The sequence below is a fragment of the Pseudomonas sp. 86_A genome, from assembly GCF_017491705.1.
In the GTDB taxonomy this organism is placed as follows: Bacteria; Pseudomonadota; Gammaproteobacteria; order Pseudomonadales; family Pseudomonadaceae; genus Aquipseudomonas; species Aquipseudomonas koreensis.
Map to the genome: position 1 here is coordinate 331,580 of NZ_JAFGYS010000001.1, position 15,722 is coordinate 347,301.

The 15,722-nt window shown below is 62.5% G+C and carries 13 protein-coding genes; 10 read left to right on the forward strand and 3 right to left on the reverse strand.

All coding sequences use genetic code 11. The annotated features are described in order from the left end of the window. Nucleotides 1-95: 95 nt before the first annotated feature. The 3 genes from J5M57_RS01550 to J5M57_RS01560 all read left to right on the forward strand — a co-directional run bounded on the left by J5M57_RS01550 (nt 96) and on the right by J5M57_RS01560 (nt 3,263). A complete protein-coding gene (locus tag J5M57_RS01550) occupies nt 96-1,112 on the forward strand; it encodes an arginine N-succinyltransferase (protein ID WP_207849896.1) in 1,017 nt (338 codons plus the stop codon). 61 nt (nt 1,113-1,173) lie between these two features. Then, nucleotides 1,174-2,208 carry an arginine N-succinyltransferase gene (gene astA / locus J5M57_RS01555; protein WP_207849897.1) on the forward strand — a complete coding sequence of 345 codons (1,035 nt, stop codon included), beginning with the start codon at nt 1,174-1,176 and terminating at the stop codon, nt 2,206-2,208. A 185-nt stretch (nt 2,209-2,393) separates the two neighbouring features. Then, on the forward strand, nt 2,394-3,263 hold the full coding sequence (locus J5M57_RS01560; RefSeq protein ID WP_064588095.1) for an oxaloacetate decarboxylase: 870 nt from the start codon (nt 2,394-2,396) through the stop codon (nt 3,261-3,263). 284 nt (nt 3,264-3,547) lie between these two features. Here the strand turns inward: J5M57_RS01560 and J5M57_RS01565 are convergent, their stop codons facing one another. Next, a complete protein-coding gene (locus J5M57_RS01565; protein WP_207849898.1) occupies nt 3,548-4,780 on the reverse strand; it encodes a M20/M25/M40 family metallo-hydrolase in 1,233 nt (410 codons plus the stop codon). Between the two features lie 122 nt (nt 4,781-4,902). Continuing rightward, on the reverse strand, nt 4,903-5,976 hold the full coding sequence (locus tag J5M57_RS01570) for a diguanylate cyclase (protein ID WP_207849899.1): 1,074 nt from the start codon (nt 5,974-5,976) through the stop codon (nt 4,903-4,905). Between the two features lie 190 nt (nt 5,977-6,166). On the opposite strand from J5M57_RS01570, the gene J5M57_RS01575 reads away from it, so the two are divergent. The 6 genes from J5M57_RS01575 to J5M57_RS01600 all read left to right on the forward strand — a co-directional run bounded on the left by J5M57_RS01575 (nt 6,167) and on the right by J5M57_RS01600 (nt 13,999). Further along, nucleotides 6,167-7,618 (forward strand): NAD(P)/FAD-dependent oxidoreductase, encoded by a 1,452-nt coding sequence (locus tag J5M57_RS01575; protein ID WP_207849900.1) that lies wholly within the window; start codon nt 6,167-6,169, stop codon nt 7,616-7,618. Between the two features lie 21 nt (nt 7,619-7,639). Continuing rightward, a complete protein-coding gene (locus tag J5M57_RS01580) occupies nt 7,640-8,566 on the forward strand; it encodes an alpha/beta fold hydrolase (RefSeq protein WP_064588099.1) in 927 nt (308 codons plus the stop codon). Between the two features lie 184 nt (nt 8,567-8,750). Continuing rightward, the gene (gene glcD, locus J5M57_RS01585; protein ID WP_169841276.1) at nt 8,751-10,250 is read left to right on the forward strand and encodes a glycolate oxidase subunit GlcD; all 1,500 of its coding nucleotides are present in this window, start codon (nt 8,751-8,753) and stop codon (nt 10,248-10,250) included. Then, nucleotides 10,250-11,299, forward strand: a complete 1,050-nt coding sequence (gene glcE / locus J5M57_RS01590) for a glycolate oxidase subunit GlcE (RefSeq protein ID WP_169841275.1) — start codon at nt 10,250-10,252, stop codon at nt 11,297-11,299. The genes glcD and glcE overlap by 1 nt, the downstream gene beginning before the upstream one ends. A 2-nt stretch (nt 11,300-11,301) precedes the next feature. Then, nucleotides 11,302-12,522, forward strand: coding sequence for a glycolate oxidase subunit GlcF (gene glcF / locus J5M57_RS01595; RefSeq protein WP_207849901.1), 1,221 nt, complete (start codon nt 11,302-11,304; stop codon nt 12,520-12,522). A gap of 88 nt (nt 12,523-12,610) precedes the next feature. Further along, nucleotides 12,611-13,999: a VOC family protein gene (locus tag J5M57_RS01600; RefSeq protein WP_207849902.1), complete on the forward strand. Its 1,389-nt coding sequence runs from the start codon at nt 12,611-12,613 to the stop codon at nt 13,997-13,999. Nucleotides 14,000-14,108: 109 nt separating this feature from the next. On the opposite strand, the gene J5M57_RS01605 is transcribed toward J5M57_RS01600, so the two are convergent. Then, entirely contained in the window at nt 14,109-14,786 is a 678-nt protein-coding gene (locus J5M57_RS01605) for a type 1 glutamine amidotransferase domain-containing protein (RefSeq protein WP_207849903.1), read from the reverse strand. Between the two features lie 407 nt (nt 14,787-15,193). Between J5M57_RS01605 and J5M57_RS01610 the strand changes: the two genes are divergently transcribed. Continuing rightward, complete coding sequence (locus J5M57_RS01610) at nt 15,194-15,709, forward strand: Hcp family type VI secretion system effector (RefSeq protein WP_003226246.1); 516 nt, start codon at nt 15,194-15,196, stop codon at nt 15,707-15,709. Nucleotides 15,710-15,722: the final 13 nt, after the last annotated feature.

Sequence of the window (15,722 nt, forward strand, 5' to 3'; positions counted from 1 at the left end):
ACAAATCAGGCGACCGCCGCTTTAAAGCGTGGCAACCGACAGTGATAGTCAGGTTCGGTGGGGATCACCGAACCCTTTGATACAGGAGTGCATCCATGCTGGTCTTACGCCCAGTCGAGCCAACCGACCTGCCGCAATTGCAGCAACTGGCCCGCGACAGTCTGGTCGGCGTCACGTCGCTGCCGGACGACAGCGAGCGCCTGCGCGAAAAAATCACCGGCTCCTGCGCCTCGTTCGACAGCGACATTCAGGCGCAAGGCCCTGAGAACTACTTCTTCGTGCTGGAAGACCTCGAGCAACAACGGCTGGTCGGCTGCTCGGAGATCCTCGCTACTGCCGGTTTCAACGAACCGTTCTACAGCCTGCGCAACCGCCACTTCACCAGTGCCTCGCGGGAATTGAACATCGAGCACGGCGTGCCGGCGCTGTCGCTGTGTCACGACCTCAACGACCACACCTTGCTGCGCGGCTTTCACATCGACAACGCGCTGGTGCGCAGCGCCTTTTCCGAATTGCTGTCGCGGGCGCGATTGCTGTTCATCGCCGCCCACGCACAACGGTTTGCCGATGCGGTGATCACCGAAATCGTCGGTTACAGCGACGAGAACGGCCACTCGCCGTTCTGGGACGCCCTGGGCAAGCATTTTTTCGACCTGCCCTACGTCGAGGCCGAGCGCCTGTGTGGCCTGCAGAGCCGCACCTTTCTCGCCGAACTGATGCCGCAATACCCGATCTACGTGCCGATGCTGCCCCCGGCGGCGCAGGCATGCATCGGCCGGATTCACCCTGACGGCCAGGAAGCCTTCGACATCCTCGAACGTGAAGGCTTTGAAACCAACAGCTACATCGACCTGTTCGACGCCGGCCCGACCCTGTATGCGCGCACCGCGAACATCCGTTCGATAGCCCTCAGCCAGACTGCCACCGTGCGCCAGCAACCGCAGATCGACGCCCGGGGCCGCTATCTGCTGAGCAACGACGCACTACAGGGCTTCCGGGCCATCGTCGCCGATCTGGATTACCAGCCCGATCAACCGCTGTCGCTCACACCGGACCTGTGTGCGGCGCTGAATATCAGCGATGGCAGCACGATCAGGCTGACAGCCCTGTGAACCACGCCCGGCTGCACACCCAACGACAGTGCCCGAACAGGCGCGTACAAGGAGTTACCGCATGATCGTCCGTCCGGTCAAAGTCAGCGATCTACCAGCGCTGATGACCCTGGTGCAACAGGCCGGCCCGGGGTTCACCACCCTGCCGGCCAATGAAGACCGCCTCGCCCATCGGGTGCGCTGGGCTCAGCGCGCGTTCGCCGAGCAGGTCGAGCGGGCCGACGCCGATTATCTGTTCGTGCTCGAAGACGACGACCTGCGCGTGGTCGGCGTCAGCGCCCTGACCGGGGCGGTGGGCCTGCGTGAGCCCTGGTACAACTACCGGGTTGGCCTGACCGTGAGTTCGGCGCCGGATCTGGGCATTTCGCGACAGATTCCTACGCTGTTCCTCAATAACGAACTGACGGGCCAGTCGGAACTGTGCTCATTGTTCCTCAGCCACGACCATCGCCATGGCAGCAATGGGCGGCTGCTGTCGTTGGGACGCTTGCTGTTCGTGGCCGAGTTTCCGCAGTTGTTTGGCGAGAAGATGATCGCCGAACTGCGCGGCAGCGCCGATGAACTTGGTCGTTCACCGTTCTGGGACAGCCTGGGCCGGCACTTTTTCAAGATGGACTTCAGCCACGCCGACCACTTGTCGGGCCTGGGCAACAAGTCGTTCATCGCCGAACTGATGCCGCGCCAGCCGCTGTACACCTGTCTGCTGACCGAACAGGCACAAGCGGTCATTGGCCAACCGCATCCCAACACCGAAGCGGCGCTGAAGATCCTGCGCGAAGAAGGGTTTACCCATAAGGGCTACATCGACATCTTCGACGGCGGCCCGGTGATCGAAGCACCGATCGGCAGCATTCGTACCGTGCGCGACAGCCTGGCGCTGACCCTGAGCCTGGGCACGCCGGATGATCAGGCGCCGTTATGGCTGATCCACAACCGGCGCCTGGAAAACTGCCGCATCACCGTGGCCGCGGGTCGTCAGGTCGGCAATTCCCTGGTGGTCGACCGCCTCACCGCCAAGCGCCTGCAATTGCAACCGGGCAATTCGGTGCGCGCGGTGCTGCTGCCCAGGCAACAGCAACAGGCGGTAGCGGCCTGATCTCGGGCCCTGCCACTGAAAATCCGCTGATTGCAGATGAAACCTTTCAGCCGCTGGAACCGTCATCAACGCCTCACTCGCAAATTCGTCATGAACCCTGACCCATTCGCGTGATAGCCTTTTCATTCTTCGGCGTTGACACCTTTGCTCAAGCCGTTCCATTCCTTTGTATTGGTGGAACTCGTATGACCAGGCTTTCCCATCAAGATTTGCGCCGTAACTTCCGTCAATTGCTGGCTTCCGACACCTGCTACCACACCGCCTCGGTGTTCGACCCGATGTCCGCGCGCATAGCCGCCGACCTGGGTTTTGAAGTCGGGATCCTCGGCGGCTCCGTGGCCTCGTTGCAGGTACTGGGCGCCCCCGACTTTGCCCTGATCACCCTCAGTGAATTCGCCGAACAGGCCACCCGCATCGGCCGCGTCGCCCAATTGCCGGTGATCGCCGACGCCGACCACGGCTACGGCAACGCCCTCAACGTGATGCGCACCATCGTCGAACTGGAACGCGCCGGCGTCGCCGCCCTGACCATCGAAGACACCCTGCTGCCGGCACAATTCGGCCGCAAATCCACCGACCTGATCTCGGTCGCCGAAGGCGTCGGCAAGATCCGCGCGGCGCTGGAAGCGCGGGTCGATTCGGAAATGGCGATCATTGCCCGCACCAACGCCGGCATCCTGCCGAACCAGGAAATCATCAGCCGCACCAAGCAATACCAGGCCGCCGGTGCCGACGGCATCTGCATGGTCGGGATTCAGGACTTCGATCAGCTCGAGCAAATTGCCGAACACTTGACCGTGCCGCTGATGCTGGTCACCTACGGCAACCCGGCACTGCGCGACGACAAACGCCTGGCCGAACTGGGCGTGCGCGTGACCATCGACGGTCACGGCGCGTATTTCGCGGCGATCAAGGCCACCTACGACAGCCTGCGCGAACAGCGGCAGATCTTCACCCAGGCCTCGGACCTGAGCGCCACCGAGCTGACGCACACCTACACCCAGCCTGAGGACTACATCCTGTGGGCGAAGGAATACATGAGCGTCAAGGAGTGACGTGTTGGCCGGGCTGACGCCATCGCGGGCAAGCCCGCTCCCACAGGTTATTTGGCAGACCATCGATGGGTGGTCACCACCCAACACTCTGGGAGCTGGCTTGCCAGCGAAGGCGGTGGATCAGGCTGTATGGCTATTGATTGTGCCGACACCATCGCGAGCAGGCTCGATCCCACATTTGATCTGTGTCGAACACAGAGACTGCGTTCACTGAAGATCCACTGCGGGTGGCTTGCCAGCGATGGGGCCTGTCGCTTCATCCCTGAACACTGTTCAAGCTGTGCCTATTTGGCCAACTCCATGATCATCCGCGACAACAGATAAATCCGCGGCGCCACGCTCGCCACTTCGGCGTATTCCTCCGGCGTGTGAATATTGCCGCCGACAATCCCGAAACCGTCCAGCGTCGGCGTGCCAACCCCGGCGGACAGACTGGCATCCGCCGCGCCACCGCTGCCCTCCTCGGTCAGCTTGCGGCCGATCTCGCCGTAAATCCCCTGGGCCATGGCCATCAAGCGATCCGACTCCGCCGTTTGCGGCATCGGCGGCAGGCCGCGCTTGAGGCTGGTGGTGACTTCGGTTTCGGCGATCAGCTTGTCCTGCGACACCCGCGCCAGGTCTTTCTCGATCCGGTCGAACTCTTCCGGTACCGCCGCGCGCACGTCAGCCTTGGCGCTGGCGTGATCCGGGATCACGTTGGTGCGATCGCCGGCCTGGAGCACGGTGAAGTTGATCGTGGTTTTCTTCGCCTCGTCGCCGAGTTTGCCCAGTTGCAGAATCTGGTGCGCCGCCTCCATTGCCGCGTTACGCCCCAGCTCCGGCGCCACCCCGGCATGCGCAGCCTTGCCCTTGACCTCGACCAGCGCGGTCGCACTGCCCTTGCGCCACACCACCAGGCCATCGGCCGGACGCCCCGGCTCAAGGTTGAGGGTCACGTCATGGGCCTTGGCGGTTTTCTTGATCAGGTCGGTGGCGACGTCCGAGCCGGTTTCCTCGCTGGCGTCGAGCAGGAAGGTGATTTGCGCGTAGTCCTTGAAGTCGAGGTTCTGCAGAATTTTCAGCGCGTAGATCCCGGCGACGATGCCGCCCTTGTCGTCCATCACCCCCGGCCCGTAGGCGCGGCCGTCCTTGATCCGGAACGGGCGTTCGGCGGCGGAACCTTCCTTGAACACCGTGTCCATGTGCGCCATCAAGAGGATTTTTGCCTTGCCGGTGCCCTTGAAGGTCGCCAGCACGTGGTTGGATTTTTCCGGGGTATTGGGCACCAGCTCGATGGTCGCGCCGAGTTTTTTCAGCTCATCGATGGCGATCTCGCTGACCTGTTTCAAGCCCGGTTCATAACCGGAGCCGGAGTCGATATTGACCAGCCGTTCCAGCAGTTTCAGCGCTTCGGGTTGATACTGCTCGGCGTCGGCCAGCACTTGCTTGTGCGGTTCGGCGAAGGCGTTGACGGTGCTGAAGGCAAGGGACAGGCCAAGGCTGGCGGCCAGCAGGGAGCGGGAAAATGAGAACGTCATGAATCGATCCTTGTTTCGCGTCGGGGGGGATTAAACCGTACCTGACATCGGCGCAAGGCTCTATACCGGATGCGACATCTCTGCGGCGGACACCGAACACCTGCAGGAATTGTGGTGGGCAGTCAGACCGAATCGAGCACTTCGTGTTTCGGCCGATCATCACTGTTGCAGATCACTCGATTGCGCCCGGTGGCCTTGGCCTCGTACAGCGCCTGATCGGCATCGTTGAGCCACCGGGTCGCGTCGCCATGGCTCGGATCGTAGGCGGCCAGGCCAATGCTCAGGCTGACCTTGAGCGCCGGGTTCTGCTCGTAACCCAAGGTGGCGAAACGTTCGCGCAAGGCTTCCATGGCCTGGGCGGCGTTGAACAGCGGCAGGTCGGGCAGGATCACGCAGAATTCGTCACCACCGTAACGCCCGGCCACGTCGGCGGCGCGCAAATTCTGCTTGAGCATCTTGCTCAACTGGCGCAGCACGATATCGCCGGCGACGTGACCGTAGGTGTCGTTGATCGGCTTGAAATGGTCGATGTCGATCAACGCGATGGCCGCGCCCTGCTTCTGCTGGCGGCAGCGTTGAAACTCGACTTCCAGCTGATCCTTCCAGGCGCCGTGGTTGAGCAGCCCGGTGAGGCTGTCGGTGCGGCTCAGCGCCAGCAGTTCACGCTTGTGCAGGCCCAGCGTGTAGGCCTGACGAAAGCAGATCCAGCCCAGCGCCAACGGGTACAGCATCAGCAACGGCAGGCATGCGTAGAGCTGCAACGGTGAGGTTTGCGGGATGAATGCCGGGGCGAACACCACCAGGCCGACACCGATGCCGAGGATCTGCGCCGCCAGGCCCGCCGCGAGAAAACGCAGTCCGCCGATGGCAACGTTGTTCATCGCCATCATCGAGATCGTGGTAGCACTGGGCAGCGGATTGAAATGCATAGCGGCGACCCAGAAGCCGCCCATAAATGCGTCGACCAACAGATTGCGGTGTTCGGCGTGGTAGGGAACGCTGGCACGACGGGCCCATTGAAACGCCAGATGCGGCCAGAGCAGGCCATTGAACAACATCAGCGCCCAGACCCACAGCGGCGGCTCGAGCGGGTACATCGCCGCGCTCACGCACAACAGCCCCAGCACCAGGCCGAGGGTTCGCGATGTATAAAGCCTCCTGGCCAGTGAAAGTCCCTTTCCCCCCTTGTTTCGCATAAGGGCCTCGACCACTCAACGGAACCTGCGCACACCGTCAGACGGATGTGCTGGAAGTCTAACAGGCAGCGATTAAATAGCCATCACCGGCCAGCCGCTGAATACCGGGGCATCGCCGCCGCGCACAGGGCAAATATTTAGCTATACCTGAAAGGATGAAAACGGAAAAACGACTATAAGAAGGAGGCCCATGCAGACCTACCGAGTGTTGATCATCGGCAGCGGATTTGGCGGCCAGTGTGCGGCGGTCAATTTGCTCAAGGCCGGGATCGACGATTTCCGCCTGCTGGAACGGCGCGACTTTTTCGGCGGCACCTGGTGTCAGAACACCTACCCCGGCGCAGCGGTGGATGTGCCTTCGCCGCTGTATTCGCTGTCGTTCGCGCCGTATCGCTGGACGCAGATGTTCGCCGCCCAGGCCGAACTGCATCAATACACCCAATACGTGATCGAGCATTTCGGCCTGCGCGAACGTGTCGAGCTGCAAACCAATGTTGAACGCATTGAATGGCACGAGGCGGAAAAGCGCTGGGCGGTGCAGACCAGCCGCGGAGTCTTCTACGCGCAGTTCGTGATCAATGCCAGCGGCCCGCTGAGCCAACCGGTGATCCCCGCGTTCCCCGGCCTGGAGCGCTTTCAGGGCAAGACTTTTCATACCAACAACTGGGATCACAGCTACGACTACCGGGGTAAACGCGTGGCCATCGTCGGCAGCGGCGCCAGTGCCGCGCAGGTGATTCCGGCGATTGCCCCCGAGGTCGGGCACCTGCATGTGTTCCAGCGCACAGCGCACTGGGTATTGCCTCGGGCCGATCGCACGTTCGGGCGCTTTCAGCGCTGGTTGCTGGGCTTGAAACCGGCGTACAAGCTGCTGCGCTGGCTGCTCTACTGGCAATTCGAAACCCGGGTGATCGCCTTCAAATATTCCAGACCGGCGATTCACCTGGTCCAGCGTCAGGCGCTGCGCTTTCTCAAGCAACAGGTGCCGGATCCGCTGTTGCGCGAAAAACTCACCCCGGACTTCACCATCGGCTGCAAGCGCATCCTGCTTTCCAGCACCTATTACCCGGCGCTGACCCGGCCTAATGTCACGCTGCACAGTCGTGAGCAAGGCATCGCCGAAATCGATGAAAGCGGAATCACCACTACGGACGGCCAGCACATTGAGGTCGACCTGATTGTCTGGTCCACCGGCTACGACGCCACCGACGGCGTGGTGTCCTACCCGGTGACCGGCAAGCACGGCGTACAGCTCAAGGATGTCTGGGCGCAGTACCCGCGCGCCTATTTGGGCACCAGCCTGCCGGACTTCCCCAACCTGTTTATCGTCACCGGACCGAACACCGGCATCGGGCATACCTCGGCGCTGTTCATCATCGAGGCGCAGATGAACTACATCCTCGATTGCATCCACACCCTTGAGGCCAAGGGCCTGCACAGCATCGAGGTGCGCGCCGAAGCGGAACGTTCCTACACTGCAATGATCCACCGTGAGATGGAACGCACGGTATGGAAGTCCGGCGGCTGTCACAGTTGGTATCAGAGCAAAAGCGGTCATGTGATCGCGATATTTCCGGGCTTCAGTTTCAGCTACTACCGGTTGACCCGGGCGCTGAAACCGGCTGACCACATTCTGTCCTGAACACGTAAAAGGAAGACGTCGATGCTTTTGCTGTTTGTCGCTCTCGCGGTTTTCGTCGCCTGGAGCTGGTTGAGTTACCCGGCGGTCGGCCATTGGCTGTACGACCTGAGTACGGCCCTCGAAGCCAAGCTGTATAAGCTGCATAAAATCGAGGTGCCGATCGCTGAAATGAGCGTATCGACGTGGCAAGGCGGCCCCTATGAAGCGGCCAGCGCGATCCTGATGCTGCACGGCTACAGCGCCGACAAGAACCTGTGGCTGCGCTTCGCCCGGCATTTCGTCCGGCAGTACCGGGTGATCATTCCGGACATCGCCGGCCACGGTGAAACCGGGTTCAAGGCCGGTGGTGGCTATGACATTCCGCTGCAGGCCAAGCGCATGATCCAGTTGCTCGACGTCTGTGGCGTGGAAAAAGTGCACGTGATCGGCAACTCGATGGGCGGCTACATCGCGGCATGGCTGGCGGCGACTTACCCGGAGCGGATCGCCTCGGTGGCGCTGATCGACCCGGCCGGCGTCACCGCACCGCAGGCCAGCGACATGGAGCGGCATCTGGCGCGCGGGCATAACCCGTTTCTGATCAATTCCCGGGAAGAGTTTCGCCAGTTCTATGCGATGACCATGGCCTCGCCACCGTGGGTGCCCGGGCTGGTACTGGACGCGATCGCCCAGCGTTACGAACGCCAGCGCGATGAGCTGGAAGAGATCTTCCGCGACTTTCGCGCCAGCCCGCCGATGGAGCCGAAACTGGCCGACATCAAATGCCCGGCGCTGCTGTTGTGGGGACGCAAGGACCGCTTGATCGACGTCAGCAGCGTGCCGATCTGGAGCAAGGGTATTGCCAACCTGCGGGTCGACGTGTGGGACGGCGTCGGGCACATGCCGATGGTTGAACAGCCGGGGAATACCGCGCGGTTGTATCGGGAGTTTCTGGGCAATCAGCGATGAAACCCACTGCCGGGATCGTGGCGAGGGAGCTTGTTCCCGCTGGGGCGCGAAGCGGCCGTAATCCAGCGAATACGGCTTGCCTGCCTCGACACGGCATCCCTCTCAGGTCTGCTGCGCAGCCCGGCGGGAGCAAGCTCCCTCGCCACAACAAACCGTCCCGGCGACAAAGATTCGGAAGGTCGGAATGAACATTCTCTACGACGAACGCCTCGATGGCCCGCTACCGGCGGTGAACAAGGCTGAACTGCTGAAAACCCTGCAGCACGCCATCCCGGATCTTGACCTGCTCTGGCGCGAAGACGAACTCAAGCCCTACGAGTGCGACGGGCTTTCGGCCTATCGCACCACGCCGATGCTGGTCGCCCTGCCCCGGCGACTCGATCAGGTGCAGGCGCTGCTCAAACTCTGCCATCAACACAACGTACCCGTGGTTGCCCGTGGCGCTGGCACCGGGTTGTCGGGCGGCGCCTTGCCGCTGGAAAAAGGCCTGCTGCTGGTGATGGCGCGGTTCAACAACATCCTGCATATCGACCCGGCGGCCCGCACTGCGCGGGTTCAGCCCGGGGTGCGCAACCTGGCGATTTCCCAGGCGGCGGCGCCGTTCGGCCTGTATTACGCGCCGGATCCGTCGTCGCAGATCGCCTGCTCGATCGGCGGCAACGTCGCGGAAAACGCCGGCGGCGTGCATTGCCTCAAGTACGGCCTGACCGTGCACAACCTGCTGAAGATCGAAGTGCTGACCATCGAAGGCGAACGCCTGACCCTGGGCAGCGACGCCCTCGATGCGCCGGGTTTTGATTTGCTCGCGCTGTTCACCGGCTCCGAAGGATTGCTGGGGATCATCACCGAAGTTACGGTCAAACTGCTGCCCAAACCGCAGGTCGCCAAAGTGCTGTTGGCCAGTTTCGACTCGGTGGAAAAGGCCGGCCGCGCCGTGGCCGACATCATCGCGGCGGGGATCATCCCCGGCGGCCTGGAGATGATGGACAACCTGGCGATCCGCGCCGCCGAAGATTTCATTCACGCCGGTTACCCGGTCGATGCCGAGGCGATCCTGTTGTGCGAACTTGATGGCGTCGAAGCCGACGTTCACGATGATTGCCGGCGGGTCCGCGACGTCATGCTTCAGGCCGGCGCCAGCGAGGTGCGGCAGGCCCGGGATGAAGCCGAGCGCGTGCGCTTCTGGGCCGGGCGCAAAAACGCCTTTCCGGCCATCGGCCGCTTGTCGCCGGACTACTACTGCATGGACGGCACCATCCCGCGTCGCGAGTTGCCCGGCGTGCTGCAAGGCATCGCTCGCCTCGCTGCCGAGTACGGTTTACGTGTCGCCAACGTGTTCCATGCCGGCGACGGCAACATGCACCCGTTGATCCTGTTCGACGCCAACCAGCCCGGCGAACTGCATCGCGCAGAAGTCTTGGGCGGGAAGATTCTCGAACTGTGCGTGCAGGTCGGCGGCAGCATTACCGGTGAGCACGGCGTTGGCCGCGAGAAAATCAATCAGATGTGCGCGCAATTCAACAGCGCTGAGCTGAGCCTGTTCCACGCGGTCAAAGCCGCGTTCGACCCGCAAGGCCTGCTCAACCCCGGCAAGAACATTCCGACGCTGCATCGCTGCGCGGAATTCGGCGCGATGCACATTCACGCCGGACAACTGCCATTCCCCGAACTGGAGCGTTTTTGATGGCCGACGTCGACGCCAGCAGCGCCCTGCTCGATCAGGTCAACGAGGCCCTGGCCAACGCCACCCCGCTGAAAATCCAGGGTGGCAACAGCAAGGCGTTTCTCGGTCGCGAGGTGGCCGGCGAAGTGCTCGACACCCGCGTGCACCGCGGCATCGTGCGCTACGAACCGACGGAGCTGGTGGTCAGCGTGCGCGCCGGTACGCCGTTGCGCGAGTTGCTGGACGTCCTCGACGCGGCCGGGCAGATGCTGCCGTGCGAGCCGCCGGCCTTCGACTACAGCGCCACCGTCGGCGGGATGATCGCTTGCGGACTGTCCGGGCCACGGCGGCCATGGTCTGGCTCGGTACGCGATTTTGTCCTCGGCACCCGGGTGATCACCGGCCTCGGCCAGCACCTGCGTTTCGGCGGCGAAGTGATGAAGAACGTTGCCGGCTACGACCTGTCGCGCCTGTTGACCGGCAGTTTCGGCTGCCTCGGCGCGCTCACCGAAGTCTCGCTGAAAGTCCTGCCAAAACCGCGCCAGTGCCTGAGCATTCGCCTCGACCTCGATTGCGCCCGAGCACTGACCCGACTGGCTGAATGGGGCCAGCAACCCTTGCCGATCAGTGGCGCCTGTCACGATGGGCAAAGCCTGTACCTGCGTCTGGAAGGCGGCGAAGGCTCGGTGACTGCCGCCCATCAACGGCTCGGCGGCGAACCGCTGGACTCGGTGTTCTGGCGCGATTTGAACGAACACCGCCTGGCATTTTTTGACGAAGGCATGCCGCTGTGGCGCCTGTCGCTGCCGAATAATCTCGGGCCGCAGGACTGGCCCGGCCAGCAGTTGATCGACTGGGCCGGCGCGCAACGCTGGCTGAAATCCGATCATGAACAGATTCAGATGCTCGCCCAGGAACTCGGCGGCCACGCCACCTGCTTCACCCATGGCGCCAGCGACACGCCGTTCCAGCCGCTGGCCCCGGCATTGCTGCGCTATCACCGGCAACTCAAGGCGCAACTCGACCCGCAAGGGCTGTTCAACCCCGGCCGGATGTACGCGGAGTTCTAGCCATGCAAACCACCCTCAGCGAACAAGCCAGACAACTGCCGCGTGCTGCCGAGGCGGAAAAAATTCTGCGGACCTGCGTGCATTGCGGGTTCTGCAACGCGACCTGCCCGACCTATCAATTGCTCGGCGATGAACTCGACGGGCCGCGTGGGCGCATCTACTTGATCAAGCAAGTTCTCGAAGGCGCACCGGCCACCGAGCAGACACAACTGCATCTGGATCGCTGCCTGTCCTGCCGCAACTGCGAAACCACCTGCCCCTCCGGCGTCGACTATCACAACCTGCTCGACATCGGCCGGGCAGTGGTCGACAAGGCCGTGCCGCGCCCCGCCGCCCAACGTCTGTTGCGCGAGGGCTTGCGCGCACTGGCGCCGAATCCCGGGGTGTTCAAGGGCTTGCTGCGGGTCGGCACGACGTTCCGGCCGCTGTTACCGCAAATCCTCGAAAGCAAACTGCCACAACGCGCGCCGGTATCTGGCTCGCGCCCTGCGCCACGCCATGCGCGTCGGGTGTTGCTGCTTGAAGGTTGCGTACAGCCGGGCCTGTCGCCAAACACCAACGACGCGACGGCGCGGGTGCTCGATCGGCTGGGGATCAGCGTCACCCCGGTGACAGAAGCCGGTTGCTGTGGCGCGCTGGACTACCACCTCGACGCCCAGGCCAAGGGCCTCGACCGCGCCCGGCAGAACATCGACGCCTGGTGGCCACACCTGGAAAACGGCGCGCAAGCCATCGTGCAGACGGCCAGTGGTTGCGGGGCGTTCATCAAGGATTACGGGCATTTGCTGGCACAGGATCCGCGCTACGCCGCCAAGGCGCGGCAGATCGGCGAGCGGACGCTGGACCTGGTGCAGCTCCTCGCGCAGGAACCGCTGGAACAGGTGTGCGCCGCGACCCAACGACGGATCGCCGTGCACTGCCCCTGCACCTTGCAACACGCGTTGAAACTCGGCGGCGCGGTGGAAGCGGTGCTGACCCGTCTCGGATTTAATCTCACCCCAGTGCCGGACGGCCATCTGTGTTGTGGTTCGGCCGGCACCTATTCGCTGACGCAACCGGCCCTCGCCCGGCAACTGCGCGACAACCGCCTCAACGCCCTGGAAAGCGGACGCCCGGAGCTGATTGTCACCTCCAACATCGGTTGCCAGAATCATCTGGCCGGCGCCGGACGCACGCAGGTGATGCACTGGATCGAACTGGTGGATCAGTCGTTGGCAGAATGAAGTTCGTAGGATTCTTCGTTTGCCGCCGCCGGCGAAGGCTGCGATCTTTTCCTCCATCCTTTACGTGACCGTGGCAGGAATTTTTTTCATGACCGTGCAGCCTTTCGTCAGCCCTGACCTGATCCGCCAACGCTTCTCTAAAGCGATGTCCGACATGTACCGCGAAGAAGTGCCGTTGTACGGCGCGCTGATGGAACTGGTGGAACAGACCAACCGCGAGGTGCTGGCCCGCGAACCGCACATCGCCCGACAACTGCGCAGCACCGGCGAGATCGAGCGCCTGGACATGGAGCGCCACGGCGCCATCCGCGTCGGCACCGGCACAGAGCTGGCAACGCTTGCCCGCCTGTTCGCAGTGATGGGCATGCAACCGGTGGGTTATTACGACCTGACCCCGGCGGGCGTGCCGGTGCACTCCACGGCATTTCGCGCGGTGCATGAAGCGGCGCTGCAGGTCAGCCCGTTTCGGGTATTCACCTCGTTGCTAAGGCTGGAGTTGATCGAAGATCCCGAGTTGCGCGCCTTTGCCGAAGCGGTGCTGAACCAGCGTTCGATCTTTACCCCGCAGGCGCTGAAGCTGATCGAGCAAGCCGAAGCGGCCGGTGGTTTGAATGAGCATGAGGCGGCGGAATTTGTCCTGCAGGCACTGGAGACCTTTCGCTGGCATCACAGCGCGACTGTCACCGCCGCGCAGTACCAGACCCTCAGCGCCCAACACCGTTTGATCGCTGACGTGGTGGCGTTCAAAGGCCCGCACATCAATCACCTGACCCCGCGCACGCTGGACATCGACATCGTCCAGGCGCAAATGCCGGTGCACGGCATCACCCCGAAAGCGGTGATCGAAGGCCCGCCGCGCCGGCAATGCCCGATCCTGCTGCGCCAGACCAGTTTCAAGGCGCTGGACGAGCCGATCGCCTTCACCGACCAGCACGACACCCACGGCAGCCACAGCGCGCGTTTCGGCGAGATCGAACAACGCGGTGCGGCGCTGACGCCCAAAGGCAGGGCGCTGTATGACCGCCTGCTGAATGCCGCGCGCGATGAACTGGGTGACTTCCCCAACGAAGGCAATGCCGCGCGCTACAACGCACTGATGACCCGGCACTTTGGCGAATTTCCTGACAGCGTCGACGGTATGCGTGAGCAGGAGCTGGCGTACTTTCGCTACTTCCCTACGGAAAAAGGCTTGGCCGCGGGTAGTCTCTCGTCAGCATCGCTGGAGGATTTGCTCCGCGACGGTCATGTGAAAGCCGAACCATTGGTGTACGAAGATTTCCTGCCGGTCAGTGCCGCGGGGATTTTTCAGTCGAACCTTGGGGACGCAGCGCAAACGCACTACGGCGAACACTCGAACCGTCAGGCGTTCGAACAGGCGCTGGGGCGTTCGACCATTGATGAACTGGGGTTGTATGCCGAGACGCAGCGGCGTTCGATTGAAGAATGCGCCCAAGCATTGCGGTTGAAACTGAGCTGACCGTGGCGAGGGAGCTTGCTCCCGCTGGGCTGCGAAGCGGCCCTTGTTTTGGGAGCGCTGCGCACTCCAGCGGGAGCAAGCTCCCTCGCCACAGAATCAAGTGCTGCTATCAGCGCAGTCGCGACAACAAGGCGAACGCCGTCTCTTCCGACGACGCCGGATTCTGCCCCGTCAGCAGCAACCCGTCCTCACGGGTGTAGCTCGACCAGTCCGCGCCTTTGGAGAAAACCCCGCCCTTGGCCTTGAGCTCATCCTCCACCAGAAACGGCACCACGTTGGTCAGCCCTACCGCTTCCTCTTCACTGTTGCTGAAACCGGTCACCTGCTTACCGTTGACCAGCGGCTGACCGTCCGCGTCCTTGGCATGGCGCAACACGCCAGGCGCATGGCACACCGCTGAAACTGGCTTGCCGCTGTTATAAAACGCTTCGATCAGCGCAATGGAATGCTGGTCTTCAGCCAGGTCCCACAGCGGGCCGTGCCCACCGGGATAGAACACGGCATCGAAGTCGGCAGCCTTCACCGTGTCCAGCATAACCGTGGAGGACAGTGCCGACTGGGCGGCGGAATCCTTGCGGAAGCGCTCGGTCGCGGCGGTCTGTGCGTCAGGCTCGTCACTCTTGGGGTCCAGCGGTGGCTGGCCGCCCTTGGGCGAGGCCAGCGTCAGTTGCGCGCCGGCGTCCTTGAACACGTAGTACGGCGCGGCGAATTCTTCCAGCCAGAAACCGGTTTTCTTGCCGGTATCACCCAATTGATCGTGGGACGTTAAAACCATCAGGATTTTCATGTCGCTCTCACTCGATGTGGGGAATGTTCGTACGCCTTCGGCGCGCTCGTGAGTGATTGACCTTCGATGCAGGCGGATCGTTTCAACCGCTCGAAACTGGCACTTGGCCTTACTGCGCAACTTCTTGCGCACTTGTCCGGCGAAAACGACCGCCGATCACGCTACAGGCCTTGATTGGCATGGCTCGCAGCCAAGTGCGCAACTTCTTGCGCAGTACTGCGCAAGAAGTTGCGCACTTTCGACCTCGATTGCGCAGAAAACTTCGTCCCAACCGCAGTCCAGAGCCGCTCCACCCCCGGTTCCCGGGACCTTCAACAAACCTGGCACGCTCCTTGATAACAGTCAGGCACCCACCGGGCGATTCCGCCTCCCGGGCACCCTAAATTTATCCGCAAGGAGAGCACCCCATGGCAACACCAGCGTACATGTCGGTTACCGGCGAAAAACAAGGCCTGATCACTGCCGGCGCCTTCACCGCCGACTCCGTTGGCAACACCTACCAGGAAGGCCACGAAGACCAGGTTATGGTTCAGGCTTTCAGCCACGACGTGATCATCCCGCGTGACCCACAATCCGGTCAGCCAACCGGTCAGCGCGTTCACAAGCCAGTGATCATCACCAAGGTCTACGACAAGGCTTCGCCTCTGCTGCAAGCCGCTCTGACCTCCGGCGAGCGCATGAGCGAAATCGTTATCCAGTGGTACCGTACTTCTGCTCAAGGTACTCAAGAGCACTACTACACCACCAAACTGGAAGACGCGATCATCGTCGCCATCAACAACAAAATGCACAACTGCCAGGATCCAGGCAACTCGCACTTCACCCACCTGGAAGAAGTGCAGTTCACCTACCGCAAAATCACCTGGACCCACGAAGTATCCGGTACTTCGGGTTCCGATGACTGGCGTGCTCCAGTCGTTTAATTACGGCTGATCG

Coding starts and splice junctions, on each gene's coding strand:
- J5M57_RS01550 (WP_207849896.1), top strand. CDS start 96: ATGCTGGTCTTACGCCCAGTCGAGCCAACCGACCTGCCGCAATTGCAG.
- astA (WP_207849897.1), top strand. CDS start 1,174: ATGATCGTCCGTCCGGTCAAAGTCAGCGATCTACCAGCGCTGATGACC.
- J5M57_RS01560 (WP_064588095.1), top strand. CDS start 2,394: ATGACCAGGCTTTCCCATCAAGATTTGCGCCGTAACTTCCGTCAATTG.
- J5M57_RS01565 (WP_207849898.1), bottom strand. CDS start 4,780: ATGACGTTCTCATTTTCCCGCTCCCTGCTGGCCGCCAGCCTTGGCCTG.
- J5M57_RS01570 (WP_207849899.1), bottom strand. CDS start 5,976: ATGCGAAACAAGGGGGGAAAGGGACTTTCACTGGCCAGGAGGCTTTAT.
- J5M57_RS01575 (WP_207849900.1), top strand. CDS start 6,167: ATGCAGACCTACCGAGTGTTGATCATCGGCAGCGGATTTGGCGGCCAG.
- J5M57_RS01580 (WP_064588099.1), top strand. CDS start 7,640: ATGCTTTTGCTGTTTGTCGCTCTCGCGGTTTTCGTCGCCTGGAGCTGG.
- glcD (WP_169841276.1), top strand. CDS start 8,751: ATGAACATTCTCTACGACGAACGCCTCGATGGCCCGCTACCGGCGGTG.
- glcE (WP_169841275.1), top strand. CDS start 10,250: ATGGCCGACGTCGACGCCAGCAGCGCCCTGCTCGATCAGGTCAACGAG.
- glcF (WP_207849901.1), top strand. CDS start 11,302: ATGCAAACCACCCTCAGCGAACAAGCCAGACAACTGCCGCGTGCTGCC.
- J5M57_RS01600 (WP_207849902.1), top strand. CDS start 12,611: ATGACCGTGCAGCCTTTCGTCAGCCCTGACCTGATCCGCCAACGCTTC.
- J5M57_RS01605 (WP_207849903.1), bottom strand. CDS start 14,786: ATGAAAATCCTGATGGTTTTAACGTCCCACGATCAATTGGGTGATACC.
- J5M57_RS01610 (WP_003226246.1), top strand. CDS start 15,194: ATGGCAACACCAGCGTACATGTCGGTTACCGGCGAAAAACAAGGCCTG.